This window comes from Marinobacter sp. (assembly GCF_041690615.1).
Taxonomy (GTDB): Bacteria; Pseudomonadota; Gammaproteobacteria; order Pseudomonadales; family Oleiphilaceae; genus Marinobacter.
Map to the genome: position 1 here is coordinate 186,221 of NZ_JAWLGY010000003.1, position 14,042 is coordinate 200,262.

12 protein-coding genes are annotated in these 14,042 nt (G+C 62.1%); 9 read left to right on the plus strand and 3 right to left on the minus strand.

Features of this window, described 5'->3' with window-relative positions; all coding sequences use genetic code 11:
• The first annotated feature begins 1 nt into the window (after nucleotide 1).
• Complete coding sequence (locus ACESMZ_RS03700; RefSeq protein WP_372972216.1) at nucleotides 2–1,381, plus strand: class II fumarate hydratase; 1,380 nt, start codon at nucleotides 2–4, stop codon at nucleotides 1,379–1,381.
• A 20-nt stretch (nucleotides 1,382–1,401) separates the two neighbouring features.
• On the plus strand, nucleotides 1,402–1,881 hold the full coding sequence (locus ACESMZ_RS03705) for a CDP-archaeol synthase (RefSeq protein WP_372957053.1): 480 nt from the start codon (nucleotides 1,402–1,404) through the stop codon (nucleotides 1,879–1,881).
• Nucleotides 1,882–1,899: 18 nt separating this feature from the next.
• Here the strand turns inward: ACESMZ_RS03705 and ACESMZ_RS03710 are convergent, their stop codons facing one another.
• A complete protein-coding gene (locus ACESMZ_RS03710) occupies nucleotides 1,900–2,871 on the minus strand; it encodes a metallophosphoesterase (RefSeq protein ID WP_372957054.1) in 972 nt (323 codons plus the stop codon).
• 129 nt (nucleotides 2,872–3,000) lie between these two features.
• On the opposite strand from ACESMZ_RS03710, the gene chrA reads away from it, so the two are divergent.
• From chrA to ACESMZ_RS03730, 4 genes are all read left to right on the plus strand, one after another.
• A complete protein-coding gene (gene chrA, locus ACESMZ_RS03715) occupies nucleotides 3,001–4,164 on the plus strand; it encodes a chromate efflux transporter (RefSeq protein ID WP_372972217.1) in 1,164 nt (387 codons plus the stop codon).
• Between the two features lie 207 nt (nucleotides 4,165–4,371).
• Nucleotides 4,372–4,998 carry a peptide-methionine (S)-S-oxide reductase MsrA gene (gene msrA / locus ACESMZ_RS03720; protein ID WP_372957056.1) on the plus strand — a complete coding sequence of 209 codons (627 nt, stop codon included), beginning with the start codon at nucleotides 4,372–4,374 and terminating at the stop codon, nucleotides 4,996–4,998.
• A 53-nt stretch (nucleotides 4,999–5,051) separates the two neighbouring features.
• A complete protein-coding gene (gene msrB, locus ACESMZ_RS03725) occupies nucleotides 5,052–5,474 on the plus strand; it encodes a peptide-methionine (R)-S-oxide reductase MsrB (protein ID WP_372957057.1) in 423 nt (140 codons plus the stop codon).
• Between the two features lie 146 nt (nucleotides 5,475–5,620).
• Nucleotides 5,621–6,385, plus strand: coding sequence for a lysophospholipid acyltransferase family protein (locus tag ACESMZ_RS03730; protein ID WP_372957058.1), 765 nt, complete (start codon nucleotides 5,621–5,623; stop codon nucleotides 6,383–6,385).
• A 43-nt stretch (nucleotides 6,386–6,428) separates the two neighbouring features.
• On the opposite strand, the gene ACESMZ_RS03735 is transcribed toward ACESMZ_RS03730, so the two are convergent.
• The gene (locus ACESMZ_RS03735; protein ID WP_372957059.1) at nucleotides 6,429–7,430 is read right to left on the minus strand and encodes a calcium/sodium antiporter; all 1,002 of its coding nucleotides are present in this window, start codon (nucleotides 7,428–7,430) and stop codon (nucleotides 6,429–6,431) included.
• Between the two features lie 375 nt (nucleotides 7,431–7,805).
• On the opposite strand from ACESMZ_RS03735, the gene mqo reads away from it, so the two are divergent.
• The 3 genes from mqo to ACESMZ_RS03750 all read left to right on the plus strand — a co-directional run bounded on the left by mqo (nucleotide 7,806) and on the right by ACESMZ_RS03750 (nucleotide 12,868).
• Nucleotides 7,806–9,299, plus strand: a complete 1,494-nt coding sequence (gene mqo, locus ACESMZ_RS03740; RefSeq protein WP_372957060.1) for a malate dehydrogenase (quinone) — start codon at nucleotides 7,806–7,808, stop codon at nucleotides 9,297–9,299.
• Nucleotides 9,300–9,552: 253 nt separating this feature from the next.
• Nucleotides 9,553–10,791: an acetyl-CoA carboxylase biotin carboxylase subunit family protein gene (locus tag ACESMZ_RS03745; RefSeq protein ID WP_372957061.1), complete on the plus strand. Its 1,239-nt coding sequence runs from the start codon at nucleotides 9,553–9,555 to the stop codon at nucleotides 10,789–10,791.
• A gap of 49 nt (nucleotides 10,792–10,840) precedes the next feature.
• A complete protein-coding gene (locus tag ACESMZ_RS03750; RefSeq protein WP_372957062.1) occupies nucleotides 10,841–12,868 on the plus strand; it encodes a hypothetical protein in 2,028 nt (675 codons plus the stop codon).
• A 32-nt stretch (nucleotides 12,869–12,900) separates the two neighbouring features.
• On the opposite strand, the gene ACESMZ_RS03755 is transcribed toward ACESMZ_RS03750, so the two are convergent.
• Nucleotides 12,901–14,013, minus strand: coding sequence for an S-(hydroxymethyl)glutathione dehydrogenase/class III alcohol dehydrogenase (locus ACESMZ_RS03755; protein ID WP_372957063.1), 1,113 nt, complete (start codon nucleotides 14,011–14,013; stop codon nucleotides 12,901–12,903).
• Between the last annotated feature and the right edge of the window lie 29 nt (nucleotides 14,014–14,042).

The following is a 14,042-nucleotide window of genomic DNA, read 5'->3' on the forward strand; positions in this document are numbered from 1 at the left end:
TATGAGCGACACCAGGATCGAAAAAGACAGCCTGGGTGAGGTCACGGTGCCGGCAAACGCACTGTGGGGCGCCCAGACCCAGAGGGCCGTCGACAATTTTCCGGTGAGCGGCCAACCCATGCCCTCCGGCTTCATCGAAGCCGTAGTGCTGGTCAAGAAAGCGGCGGCGGAAGCCAACCATCGCCTGAACCTGCTGGACGGTGACCGTTACGCGGCCATTACCTCCGCCTGTGACCGGGTGCTGCAGGGTGGCCTGGAGGACCAGTTCCCGGTGGACCGCTACCAGACCGGTTCCGGCACCAGTACCAACATGAACGTGAATGAGGTGCTGGCGCGGCTGGCCAGCACTGAGCAGTTGGAGGTTAACCCCAACGACCACGTCAACATGAGCCAGAGCTCCAACGACGTGATTCCTACCGCCATCCACGTGAGTGCTGTTCGGGCACTGCAGGCAGGGGTACTGCCGGCACTGACTCATCTGCAGGGCATTATCTACGAGCGGGAGAACCTGCTGCTCGGCCAGGTTAAGACTGGCCGCACCCACCTGATGGATGCCATGCCGGTCACCCTCGGCCAGGAACTGCGAACCTGGCGTGAGCAGCTGGAGGGGGTCGGCCGCCGCCTGGAGCAAAGCAGTGAGGAATTGCTGGCCATTCCCCAGGGTGGCACGGCCGTGGGCACCGGGGTAAATGCCGACACCCGTTTCGCCGGCGAGTTTGCGAAAGTCATGTATCAGCTCACGGGACAGCGTTTCCGCGAGATGGAGCACAAGTTTGTCGGCCAGAGCGCCATTGATGGCCCTGTTAACTTGTCCGCCCAGTTCCGGGGTATGGCCATCGTACTGATGAAGATCGCCAACGACCTGCGCTGGATGAACAGCGGGCCCATCCACGGGCTGGCAGAAATCAGCCTGCCGGCGCTGCAGCCAGGCAGTTCCATCATGCCGGGCAAGGTCAATCCGGTGATTCCCGAGTCTGTGGCCATGGCCTCGGCACAGGTCATGGGGCTGGACAGCGCCGTGGCCATCGCCGGGCAGTCGGGTAACTTCCAGTTGAACGTCATGCTGCCGCTGGTGGGGGCCAACCTGCTGGATATGGGCAGCCTGCTGGCAAACAGTGCCCGCTTGCTGGGCGACAAGGCAATCGCAGGCTTTACCGTCAACGACGCTACCCTGGACGAGGCGGTGGGCCGGAACCCCGTGCTGGTCACCGCTCTGAACCCGGAAATCGGTTATTCAAGAGCAGCGGAAATCGCCAAGGAAGCATACGCCAGCGGCCGTTCCATCATTGATGTGGCCGAGGAAAAAAGCGGCCTGAGCCGCGACCGGCTCGAAAAGTTGCTGAATCCGATCGCACTGACCCGGGGCGGCATCGGCAACTGACACCGGAGGCTCACCGATCCATGATCACAGTCTGGCTGCTGTTATTGCTGGTCCTTGCCAACGGTGCCCCGGTGGTGGCGGCCAGGCTGTTGCATCACCGTTTCTCGGCACCCGTGGATGGCGGGCTGCGTCTGCGGGACGGCCAGCCACTGCTGGGGCGGAGCAAGACCTGGCGGGGCCTGGTGGCCGGGCTGCTGGCCTGTGCGCTGGCGGCGCCGGTGATGGGTCTGAGTGTGGCGTTCGGAATCAGCTTTGCTGCCCTGGCCCTGGGGGGCGACCTGCTCAGCAGTTTTATCAAGCGCCGTATGGCGATGGAACCCAGCGCCCGGGCGTCCGGGCTTGATCAGTTGCCGGAGTCGGTGTTGCCGGTGGGCTGGGCCTGGTGGCAACTGGATTTCCCGGTATGGCAGGCCATGGGTGTTGTGCTGCTGTTCGTTACCGCCAATATGGTGTTCTCGCCATTGCTGTACCAGCTGGGGATCCGCAAACAGCCCCATTGAGGAGCCGGCGCGACAAGGTCAGTCCGGCCCCCGGGTCAGTGTGTGAATGGTCACTTCCGGCGGACAGTTCAGGCGCACATTAACCACCGAGGTTCCCGAGCCGGGTGACGTGTAGCCCTGCATGCCGTTATGGCGCCAGTAGCCCCGCCCCAGCGCCCTGGGGCAGTCAGCGTCCAGGGTGACCGGCAGGCCTCCGGGCAGGCAGATCTGGCCACCGTGGGTGTGCCCGCACAGGAAAAGGTCGTAGCCGGCATGGGCAGCCTCCCGCCAGATTTCCGGGGTATGACTTAACAGCAGCGATACGGCACCTTCCGGGATGTCATCCCCGGCCCGCTGCAGGTTGTGGACCTTGTAGAAATGGGCGTCGTCCACCCCGGCGATGTAGAGCGCCTGGTCGCCCCGCTCAATGGCGTGGTGCTCATTCAGCAGCAGTCGGTAACCCATGTCTTCCAGGGCGGGCACCATGCGAATGCTGTCATGGTTGCCCAGCACCGCAAGGGCGTCGCCCCGGATGGCTTCGCGAAGCCGTGCCATGCCCTCCAGCGCAGCGTCCACCGGGCCCCAGGTCAGTTTCCTGTAATCTCCGGTCAATACGCAGAGGTCATACTCAAGGGGTTCAATCTGGCGGATGACCGCTTCCAGGTTGGCCGGGTCCATGTCCACATGGAGATCCGTGAGGTGGAGAATGCGGAAGCCGTCAAAGGCTTCCGGCAGGGAGGTGATGGGAAAGCGGTGCTCTACCGTGCGCAGCCGGCGGCTGTTGCCCTGCCCCCGCTTCAGCAGACCGGAAAGCTTCAGGCAGGTGCGGATAAAGCCGTGGGCGCTGTAGAGATTTTCCAGGTGAAAGGAACGGTGGTCACGGCCGGTGACCCGCTGCTCGGATTCTGTTTCAATGCTCAGGCGCTGCCGGGCGTGAACCGCCCCCAGCCTGAGGCTGAGCCGGTAGCGCAGCCAGTCGTCATCGTTGGGTACGGGAGCCTGTGCAGTCATGTTCGTGGATCCGGAGCCGTTGTTGTCAGGGGCCACAAAACAGTATGGTCCCTCAGGTCCGACCCGTAAACACGACATACCCTTATGTGTCTGTCATGTCATCCCAGTATCAGCCGGAGGTAATGCATTGTGAGTGAGAAGGCCTCGTTCCGGGAGGTGTTTGCGATTTTCCTGCGGCTGGGCCTGACCTCTTTTGGTGGCCCGGCGGCACATATCGGGTATTTCCACGATGAGTTTGTCCGTCGCCGCCGCTGGCTGAGCGAAAGCGCCTACGGCGAAGTGGTGGCGCTGTGTCAGCTGCTGCCCGGGCCGGCTTCCAGCCAGACCGGACTGGCCATCGGCTTTCTGCGGGGCCACTACCGGGGGGCACTGGCCGCCTGGCTTGCGTTCACGCTACCCTCTGCCATGGTGATGGCGCTGTTCGCGTTCGGGCTGACTCTCTGGCCGGATGCGGCTGAAGGGGGCTGGGTGACCGGGCTGAAGCTCTTCGTGGTTGCCGTGGTGGGGCATGCCGTGTGGCAGATGGGCCGCAACCTCTGCCCTGATGCCCTGCGTCAGGGCCTGGCCCTGATGGTCGCGGTGATTCTGCTGCTGGCCGGTTCCGCACTGATGCAGCTGTTCGCCCTGGTACTGGCCGGGCTGGCCGCTTTCATCATGCGGGTGCCGCCGGGCAAGGGCGCTGAATCACTGTCGTTACCGGTCCAGGGCCGGCGCCCCATGGCGTTTGCCGTGGCATTCGCGCTGTTGTTACTGGCGTCTTTTCTGCCTGCCGAGGCCGGATCGATGCGGTGGCTCGCAGCCGAGATGTACCGCTCCGGCGCCCTGGTCTTCGGCGGAGGTCACGTAGTGCTGCCCTGGTTGCAGGAAGGATTTGTGGCTTCCGGCCAGGTACCCGCGGATACGTTTCTGGCAGGGTACGGCGTGGCCCAGGCTGTTCCGGGCCCCCTGTTCAGCTTTTCGGCGTTCCTGGGGGGTGTTTCCGGCGGCGTGCCCGGCGCGGTGCTGGCCCTGCTGGCCGTGTTCCTGCCGGGGGTACTGCTGGTATTTGCCGGTCTGCCCCTGTGGCAGTGGCTGAGGCGCCACGAACGGGCCCGGTCAGCCCTTGCCGGGGTCAATGCCGGAGTGGTGGGGTTGCTGCTGGCGACCCTCTATGATCCGGTCTGGACCTCCGCCGTAAATTCTCCTGCTGGGCTCGCTTTCGTACTGGCTGCCTGGTGGGCGCTGGCCGTCGCACGGTTGCCGGTCTGGGTACTGGCGCCCGGTAGCGCGGCCCTCGGGGCACTGGTGTTCTGACTGGCTTGAATAGCGTGTTCTGTCGGATCCCGGATGTGGGCTGGGCGTCACTCGGGGGTGCGACCGGTTCACAACCCCGCTGGCGCAGTTGGAAATCACCGTATAAAGTTTACACAATGGGCCCTGTGAATCGTCAGCCGGCCTGCCCGGGGTGAACCTTCCCCCGGATCGGCTGTCCACAATGCCTGAAAATGGAGGAAACAGGCGATGAGTATGACCTGCAGTGTTTCCGGGATGACCATTCCCCGGGACCGGTTCCCGGCCCCGACCCATGACCTCGAGCCTGGTGGCAAGGGTCTGCAGAAAGCGGTGCTGGCGGGTGGTTGTTTCTGGTGTGTGGAGGCTGTGTTCCTGACCCTGGATGGGGTGCACCGGGTGACATCCGGCTATTCGGGCGGCGAGGCGCACACGGCCAACTACGACGCCGTATGCTCCGGTCAGACAGGTCATGCCGAAGCTGTGGAAATCGAGTACGACCCGGCCGTCATCAGCTATGGTGAGTTGCTGAGGGTGTTCTTCTCGGTGGCCCACGACCCCACCCAGTTAAACCGTCAGGGCAATGACCGGGGCCCGCAGTACCGCTCGGCTGTTTTCTATGAAACGCCCGAGCAGCGGCGGGTTGTGGAAGATTATATCCGCCAGATTGACGAAGCCGGGGTTTTTCCGGACCCTGTGGTGACCAGCCTCGAGCCGCTGCGGGATTTCCACACGGCGGAGGAGTATCATCAGAACTTTGCCGGCAAGCATCCCCGGCAGCCTTACATCATGGCGGTTGCCGAGCCCAAGCTGAAGAAGGTCAGGGAAGTGTATCCGGACAGGCTGAAAACCGTCTGACCGGTTCCTTGAGTCAGCCTGGCTGGCAACGGCCCCGTTCCGGAGGTTTGTCGATGACCAAATCCGCAGCAGGCTATGACCTGACACCGCTCCCGGCTGACGAGATTGATCGGCTGGCAGCTGATCTGAGCCCGGAGGAACGCACGGTCCTGCTGGACCATGGCACCGAGCGTCCCTACTGTGGCACCCTGCTGGATAACAAGCAGGACGGCGTCTACCACTGTCGCCTGTGTGACCTGCCCCTGTTCAGCTCGTCATCCAAGTTCGATTCAGGTACCGGCTGGCCCAGTTTTTTCGAGCCCTTCGACAAGGACCATATCCGGTACCTGGAAGACAACAGCCTGGGCATGACCCGCACCGAAATCCGCTGTCCCCGGTGTGACAGCCATTTGGGCCATGTCTTCCCCGATGGTCCGCCCCCCACAGGGCAACGTTACTGTATGAACTCGGTAGCCCTGACCTTTCGTACCGATTGACCTCTGTCCGGGAGCTTCCCGAACACCCTGCATCCTGACGTGCCGGTGATCCGGGCTTCTTCGGTGCCGGCCGTTTGCGCCGTGCCCGGTCCAGGGCGCTATAATCGGCGGCTTTGCCCGACCACTTCCCTGGAGCCCGGCCCCGCATGATTCGCCTCAGAGCCAACCCCCTTACCGAGTCCGCGACCCTGTTGCGGCGCATTGCCGTGATTCTTGGTTCGCTTGGCCTGACGGCGATTTACAGTCTCCTGGTACTGGGAAGGGCCGCCATACGGCGGCTTGACCGGCGTACCGTTGACGCCTACACCCGGGGCTGGTCCACCACCCTGTTGCGGATGGTCCGGGCCAACCTGACCGTAAGGGGCGAGGTGCCGGATTTCGGCGATGGCCGGCGCTATATCATCGTGAGCACCCACGCCAGCCATTACGATATCCCGATTACCTTCGTGTCCATGCCCGGGTCCATCCGTATGCTCGCCAAGAAGGAGCTGTTCCGGATCCCGTTGCTGGGGGGCGCCATGAAGGCGGCGGAATTCCCCTCCATAGACCGCCACAACCGCAACCGGGCGGTTCAGGACCTGGCCCGGGCGAGGGCGATGATGGAGAGCGGTATTGTGTTGTGGGCAGCACCGGAAGGAACCCGCTCCAGCGATGCCCGTCTGCAGCCATTCAAGAAGGGTTGTTTTCATCTGGCGCTGGATACCGAGGCGGTAGTCGTGCCCATGGCCATTCGGGGAGTACACCACGTGCTGCAGGCCCGCAGCTGGAAGATCAACCTGGGCCAGCCGGTGGAAGTGCGGGTGGGCTCCCCCATCGATACCTCCGGCATGACGAAGGAACAGCTGCCTGAGCTAATGGCCAGGGTGCGCGAGCAGATGGAAGAGCTGCTGGGGGACGGGGAGGCCCGGTAAACGGGGACCGCCCGTGGTCCGGAAGCGACCGGGAACGAACCCGTTACAGGACCGGCACGCCGGTGGCCCGGGCCGCACTGAACACGGTGCTGGCGAGGTAACCGGTATAGCCGATGTAGATCGCCACCAGCACCGCCCCTTCCCAGCGCAGCACCACGCGACGACCCCCGAATACCCCGTACCCCATCACAAACAGGCCCAGGGTGACGGCCATCATCACGGTCCAGTCCCGGTAAAGCACAACGCTTTCAGCCGCCATCGGCTCAATGGCGGCGGCCATGCCCACCACGGCCAGGGTGTTGAAGATGCCGGACCCCAGGATGTTGCCGAGAATCAGGTCATGCTCCTTCTTGCGCACCGACGCGATGCCGGCGGCCAGCTCGGGCAGGGAAGTGCCGATGGCCACGATGGTCAGCCCGATAATCAGGTCACTCACCCCAAGGGTCTGGGCCACATAGACCGCACCCCACACCAGCATTCTGGAACTCACCAGCAGCAGGACCAGGCCCACAACCACCCAGACAAGTGCCCGGTTCAGGGGCATGGGATGGGCTGCGAGTTCAGACTCCGTTTCGCCGCCCAGGGGGTCACCCTTGCCACGGATACCCTGCACGATGGACCACCCCATCACCACGGCAAACACCGCCAGCAGAACCCAGCCGTCCAGGCGGGTCAGGTTACCGTCCAGCAACTGCCAGCCAGCCAGCAGGGTTATGCCGATCAGGATGGGAAGTTCCTTGTGAAGAATCTGCGAGTGCACCTGGATCGGACTGATCAGTGCTACCAGCCCGACAATAAGGGCGATGTTGGTAATATTGGAGCCGTAGGCATTGCCCAGGGCCAGGCCAGGATTGCCATCCGTCGCGGCAATGGCGGAGACGGCCAGTTCCGGAGCCGAGGTTCCGAAACCGATCACCACCATGCCGATCAGCAGTGGCGACATTCCCAGGTGGGAGGCCGTTGCAGCAGCGCCATCCACAAAGCGATCCGCACTCCAGACCAGCAGGACCAGGCCGGCAACAATGGCGAGCAGGGCAAGCAGCATCCAATATCCCTCAGCAAGACGAAAGAACAGGCCAGTGACTGAACGGAGCGGAATGTCCGTTCGTATTCATGTGGGCGAGGACGTTACCGTAAAACCGTTTCAAAGGTAAGCACCCGGTAATCCCCTATGGCAGCAAAGGCGCTTTTACCTCAACATCCGACTAAAGTTGCGGTGACTGCGTACGTGATAATGCGCATTATGGTGCCGCAAAAAACACCAGAATTCCCGAGAGTCTGCCACTTTCAGGTTTGAATAGTTGGCATGCTCAGCATTTTGTTATCCCCGCCAAAACCGGGATAATGTCATACTTTCCGGGCAGTGCTGCTGATCGTGGCGGGCCCGACAGGTTCAATAACTCGCTAAGGTGACTAGCAAATGGCTGTAAGAAAGGCAGACGTAGTGCTGGTCGGCGGTGGCGTCATGAGCGCCACTCTCGGCATGATGCTCAGGCAACTGGATCCGTCCCTGGACATCGTCATGGTGGAGCGTCTTGATCACGTGGCCCATGAAAGTACTGACGGATGGAACAATGCGGGTACCGGTCACGCCGGCTACTGCGAACTTAACTACACCCCGGAAACCGACGATGGCGACGTGAGCATTGACCGCGCCCTGACCATCAACTCCTCCTTCGAGATTTCCCTGCAATTGTGGTCCTGGCTGGTGGAGCAGGGCATGCTGCCCGAACCGAAGAGCTTCATCAACCGCACGCCCCATATGAGCTTTGTCTGGGGTGACGATGGCGTGGCCTTCCTCAAGCGTCGCTATGAGAAGCTCAAGGCTCACCACCTGTTCCGGGAAATGGAGTACACCGAGTCCCCGGAAACCCTCCAGCAGTGGATGCCCCTGGTGGTGAAAAACCGTGATCCCATGCAGCGGGTGGCGGCCACCCGCATTGGTCACGGCGCGGACGTGGATTTCGGCTCGCTGACCCGCAGCATGGTCAAGTACCTGGAAGGCACACCCAATTTTGAGCTGATGCTGAGCTCCCCGGTGCAGGACCTGTACCGGAAAGAGGGTAAGGGCCTGTGGACGGTCCGGGTCAAGAACCAGAAAACCGGCACAACCCAGAAGATCAAGGCCGGTTTTGTGTTTCTGGGAGCCGGCGGTGGCGCCCTGCCCATGTTGCAGAAGTCAGACATCGATGAGTCGAAGGGTTACGGCGGCTTCCCGGTGAGTGGCCAGTGGCTGGTCTGCCAGAAGCAGGATATCGTGACCCAGCACCATGCCAAGGTATACGGCAAGGCCCCCATTGGCGCTCCGCCCATGTCCGTCCCCCATCTGGACACGCGGATTATCAACGGCGAGCCGGCCCTGCTGTTTGGTCCCTTCGCCGGTTTCACCACCCGTTTCCTCAAACAGGGGTCGGTATTTGACCTGTTTGGTTCGGTGAAGCCCACCAACCTCCGGCCGATGCTGTCGGTCAGTCGCAGTAACATGGACCTGACCCGCTACCTGATCGGCGAGGTTTTCCAGTCCCATGGCGATCGGGTGGCTTCCCTGCGGAATTTCTTCCCGGATGCCCGGGAGGAAGACTGGAAGCTGCAGAATGCCGGCCAGCGGGTGCAGATCATCAAGAAGACGAACGAGGGCGGTGGCAAGCTGGAGTTCGGCACCGAGATCGTGGCTGCAAAAGACGGCTCCCTGGCTGCCCTGTTGGGGGCCTCCCCGGGGGCATCCACCGCGGCCCACGCGATGCTGGATGTCATTCACCGCTGCTTTGGTGAGCGGGCCAACAGCCCGGAATGGCAGGAGCGCCTGCGGGAGCTTATCCCTTCCTACGGCCAATCCCTGGTGGACGATGAGGCCCTGCTGAACAAGGTGCGTGAGCGTACCCTGTCGACACTGGGCCTTAAAGAAGACGCCTGACAGGCGAACCCGCAAGGGCCTGCGTGACGACCGTTGCGCAGGCTCCTGGTGGCCGCGGCCTCCCCTCTATATTCGATCCCGGTCTGTTCAGGCCGTTTTAAGATGTAATTGATCTGATCCTGTCGCCTCTCCGTTAACCTCTTAAAAAACATGGGCTTGTCTGTCAAGTTGCCCGCATGGGCTGTGAGCTGTGAGAGTCGTTCACGAGTATACTCTTTAGAAATGTGAAATATCGCACACTGAAGGAGTGACTATGGCAAAGCGTGAACGCAAGTTTAATCCCGACAAGGGCTACGTGGCGTTGCTGGGCTGGAGTCTCAACGCCGTGGAAGCCGCCGAGTCCTTTGACCGCCAGTATGTGGTTGTAGCACCGGACTGGGCGGAACCCTACTGCAAGGAGCACGATATCCCCTACGTGCCCTGGAACTTCGAGCGCCTCAACGACCGCTCGGTGGAGATCGCCCAGACCCTGAAAGATATGGGCGTCAATGTGGCCATTCCCCTGTTCGAGGAAACCGTGGAATGGGCGGGTGCCGTCAACTCCGTGTTGCTGGATAACCCCCGCCTGTTCGGTCAGGCCATGCTGTTGCGGGACAAGGCACTGATGAAGCGTCGCGCCCAGCTTGGAGGCATCCGGGTGGGGATCTTCGAGGAAGCCCACGACCGGGAAGACGTGATCCGTTTTCTCAAACGGGTCAACCAGACCCTGCTCAAGCTGGATGGTGACCCCAACGATCCGATCCACCTGAAAGCCTTCGACAAGGCCGGCTGCCTGGGGCACCGGGTTATCCGCACCCCGGACGAGGTGGATACCATCCCCGATGAGGAATTTCCGGTGCTGATGGAGTCCCACCTGGACGGCTGGGAGTTTGCGGTGGAAGCCTGGATCCATAACGGCAAGATTCGCTTCCTGAATATCTCCGAGTACGTCACCCTGGGTTACTCGGTATTTGTGCCGGCAACGCCGGACCTGGAAAAATACCGTGCACAGATAACCGCCGAGATCGAGAAGCTCATCAAGACCTTTGATATCGACTTCGGCTTTGTGCACCCCGAGTACTTTGTGACCAGCGACGGCACCATGTACTTTGGTGAGGTGGCCTACCGTCCGCCGGGCTTCAAGGTGTTCGAGCTGCTGGAGCGGGCGTACGGCTTCAATGCCTACCAGGGCCTGATCCTGGCTTTCGACCCGAAGACCACCGAGGAGGAAATTACCGCATTCTTTCCGAAAGAAGTGGTGGATGCGAAAGGCTACGCAGGCTGCTTTGGCGTCTATCCCCGCCGCCGGGTAGTCAGCCGGCTGGAAATGCCGGAAGAAACGGAAGACCATGAGTACTTCGAGTCTCACGAGCTTACGCCGCCCATGGAAGAAACCGTTACCAAGCGGACCGCGTTTGGCACCCACTGGGGACTGATCTACTTTTTCGGTGATGATCCCTATCGTATGCGGGATTTGCTCAAACATCAGGAAGACCTGGACTTCTATGTATAATCGACCTGAAGTACTGGCTACGGGCTGCACGCCCTGAGGATTTCGGGTTTTGACTGAAGATAACGAACAGATACCCGGCGATGCCGCCAGGAAGCTTGCCGTCAGGGTGAAGCGTCTGGATGACGCTATTGAGCTGGTGGCGGCAAGCCCCGCGTTCGCCAGGCTGTCGAAAATGCCCCGCCTGCTGGACAGTGCCCGACAGGTACTGATGGTGGAGGGCGGTTGTGCCGAAGTGGAAGTCCGTGCCGAGGCCATCGAGCAGTGCGGGGTATTCGAAGGCTCGGACTGGGCCCACCCCCAGATCCTGATTCCCTCCCTGACCACCCATTCCCTGCGCAGCCCGCAGATGGAGACGGTGGTTGTCGAGGCCCTCAGCGAGCTGAGGTTGCTGGCGGTGGCGAAAGGGAATTACCTGCACCCCCATATCTCCACCGAGCAGGCGCACCACTACCTGGCCCAGGTTCTGGCCATCAACCTGGAACTGCTGTTCAGCACCCCGTCGGAAGCGGAGCGGGAACAGCAGGGCAAGCTGGCTACGATCAGCCGTAATGTGATCCGCCACCTGGCGGAGCGCATTGGCTATGAGCATGTTATTGATCAGCTCATTGACGAGATCTGGCGGGTGCTTAACCAGCGACCGATCCAGGTGGGGGACGTCCGCCAGATGGTCACCCAGATCGCGGTCTGCCGCGCCAACCCCGAGATCGACCTTGGCGGCAGCGGCCAGGGGGCAGACCGGCTGATCAGCAGCTTGTTCGGCCCCACCCAGGCCTGCCGGGAGGACCCTGGCGTTGAGGTCTACCAGGAACGCCTGCGCACCATGGATTCGGTGGCCCTGCAGAGCGAGGCCACCGGCTGCGCCCGAGCCATGCATGATACCGGCCTGGTCTCTCCCTACCATGCCGTACTGATCCGTTATCTGCTCAACACCAACCCCAGCTTCGTAGGTGAGGCTCTGGGGCTGTCCAGCACCGGGCGGGATTGCCTGCTGTGTTACCAGGACCTGGTGCATGCGCTGATCCACGAGGGTATCCATCCCCAGACCTGCCAGGGCGTGTATGGCCTGGCGCTGATGCTTGAGCGGGGCATTCTGTACCAGCCGCCGGTGGCTCCGGCGCTCTGGCGCCAGGTGTTGCTGCCGGTATCCCCCTGGTCCGAGGAACGCCTGCGCATGGCTTTCGGCCCGGCACCGGAACCCCATGCCTGGCTGATCCAGGGCGTTCTGTCCATGCTGGGCCAGCCGTTGGGCGTGGGGCAGGGCAACAACCCCACCTGCCAGTCGGCCCGGGCGCTGTCCATGTGGGCCTACAACGACCCGGACTACCTGCTGCAGATGGTGGCCTGGGCCGCCCGGGACGATGAAATCATCATGCACTTCGAAGGCAAGCCGGTATCTTCCCGGCTCAGCGAATCCGGCGTGGCGGCGGCTGTCAGCCTCGACCTCGATCCGGTGTCGCTGCTGGTCGTGCCTCACCTGGACCGCATCTACGCGGAGATGGGCCGCATGTGCGTTGGTCGTGAAGGGGACCCGCACCGCTGGGTGAACCCCGAATTCCATGGCTGGTGGTCCGGCCGGGGCTTTCGTATCAACGTGGACGTGGCCACCGGCCAGCTGGAAGATCTGGACGGATTCCTGCGTCACTTCTATGTCAGTTACCACCCCTACTACAACGGCAACCAGCCTCTCATCCATCCACAGCCGGCTGGTATCGCGGTGACCGACAGCGCCGCCCGGTTTATCGGCTGGCATGCCATTACCGTACTGCGGGTGGGGCTGGATCAGCAGGATGAGATGCGGGTCTACTTCTTCAACCCCAATAACGACAGCGGTCAGAACTGGGGCGACGATATCGTGGTGAGCACGTCGGGCAACGGGGAAAGGTTCGGGGAGGCGTCACTGCCCTTCGAGGAGTTTGCCTCGCGGCTGTATATCTTCCACTTTGATCCCCTGGAGCGGGGTAATCCGGATGCGGTTCCCGCCGGGGATGTACAGCGAATCAGCGATATGGTCTATCGCAGCTGGGGTGCTGACAGGACACCCTCGGGTGCCCTGCAGGCGGACAGCGGGCCAGGCTGACCCGCCGCGCCGCCGCAGGGTGTGTCAATCCGTCAGAAGTGCACCACTGAGCGGATGCTCTTGCCCTCGTGCATCAGGTCGAAGGCCTTGTTGATGTCTTCCAGCTGCATTTCGTGGGTAATGAAGACATCCAGCGGAATCTCCCCGGACTGGGCCTTGGCCACGTAGCCGGGCAGCTCGGTACGACCCTTTACGCCACCAAAGGCAGAGCCACGCCAGACCCGACCGGTCACCAGCTGGAACGGACGGGTGCTGATCTCCTCACCGGCACCGGCCACACCAATAATGGTGCTCTCGCCCCAGCCCTTGTGACAGGCTTCCAGTGCGGCCCGCATCAGCTTGACGTTACCCACACACTCAAAGGTGTAGTCGGCGCCACCGTCGGTCATGTCGATGATGACTTCCTGCAACGGCTTGTCGTAGTCATTGGGGTTCACCACGTCGGTGGCTCCCAACTGCTTTGCGATATCGAACTTGGACGGGTTGATGTCAATGGCAATGATGCGACCTGCCTTCGCCATGGTGGCGCCGATAATGGCCGCCAGGCCAATGCCGCCCAGCCCGAAGATGGCTACGGTGGCGCCCTCTTCAACTTTGGCCGTGTTCAACACCGCGCCGATACCGGTGGTCACACCACAGCCCAGCAGGCAGACCTTGTCCAGCGGCGCTTCTTTGGGGATTTTCGCCAGGGAGATTTCCGGCAGTACCGTGTATTCAGAGAACGTTGAGGTGCCCATGTAGTGATAGATGGGCTTGCCCTGATAGGAGAAGCGCGAGGTGCCATCCGGCATCACGCCCTTGCCCTGGGTGGCCCGCACCGCCCCGCACAGGTTGGTCTTGCCGGAGGTGCAGAACTTGCACTTGCCGCACTCGGCGGTATACAGCGGAATCACATGGTCGCCCACTTCAAGGCTGGTCACACCGGGGCCAACCTGCTCGACGATACCACCACCTTCGTGGCCCAGAATGGCGGGGAAGATGCCCTCCGGATCGGCGCCGGACAGGGTATAGGCGTCAGTGTGGCAGACGCCGGTGGCCACGATGCGCACCAGCACCTCGCCCTCTTTGGGGGGCTCCACATCCACTTCAACGATTTCCAGGGGTTTGTTTGCTTCGAACGCTACCGCGGCTCTGGATTTGATCACATCAGACTCCTCTTTCCGTCACTTTCGGG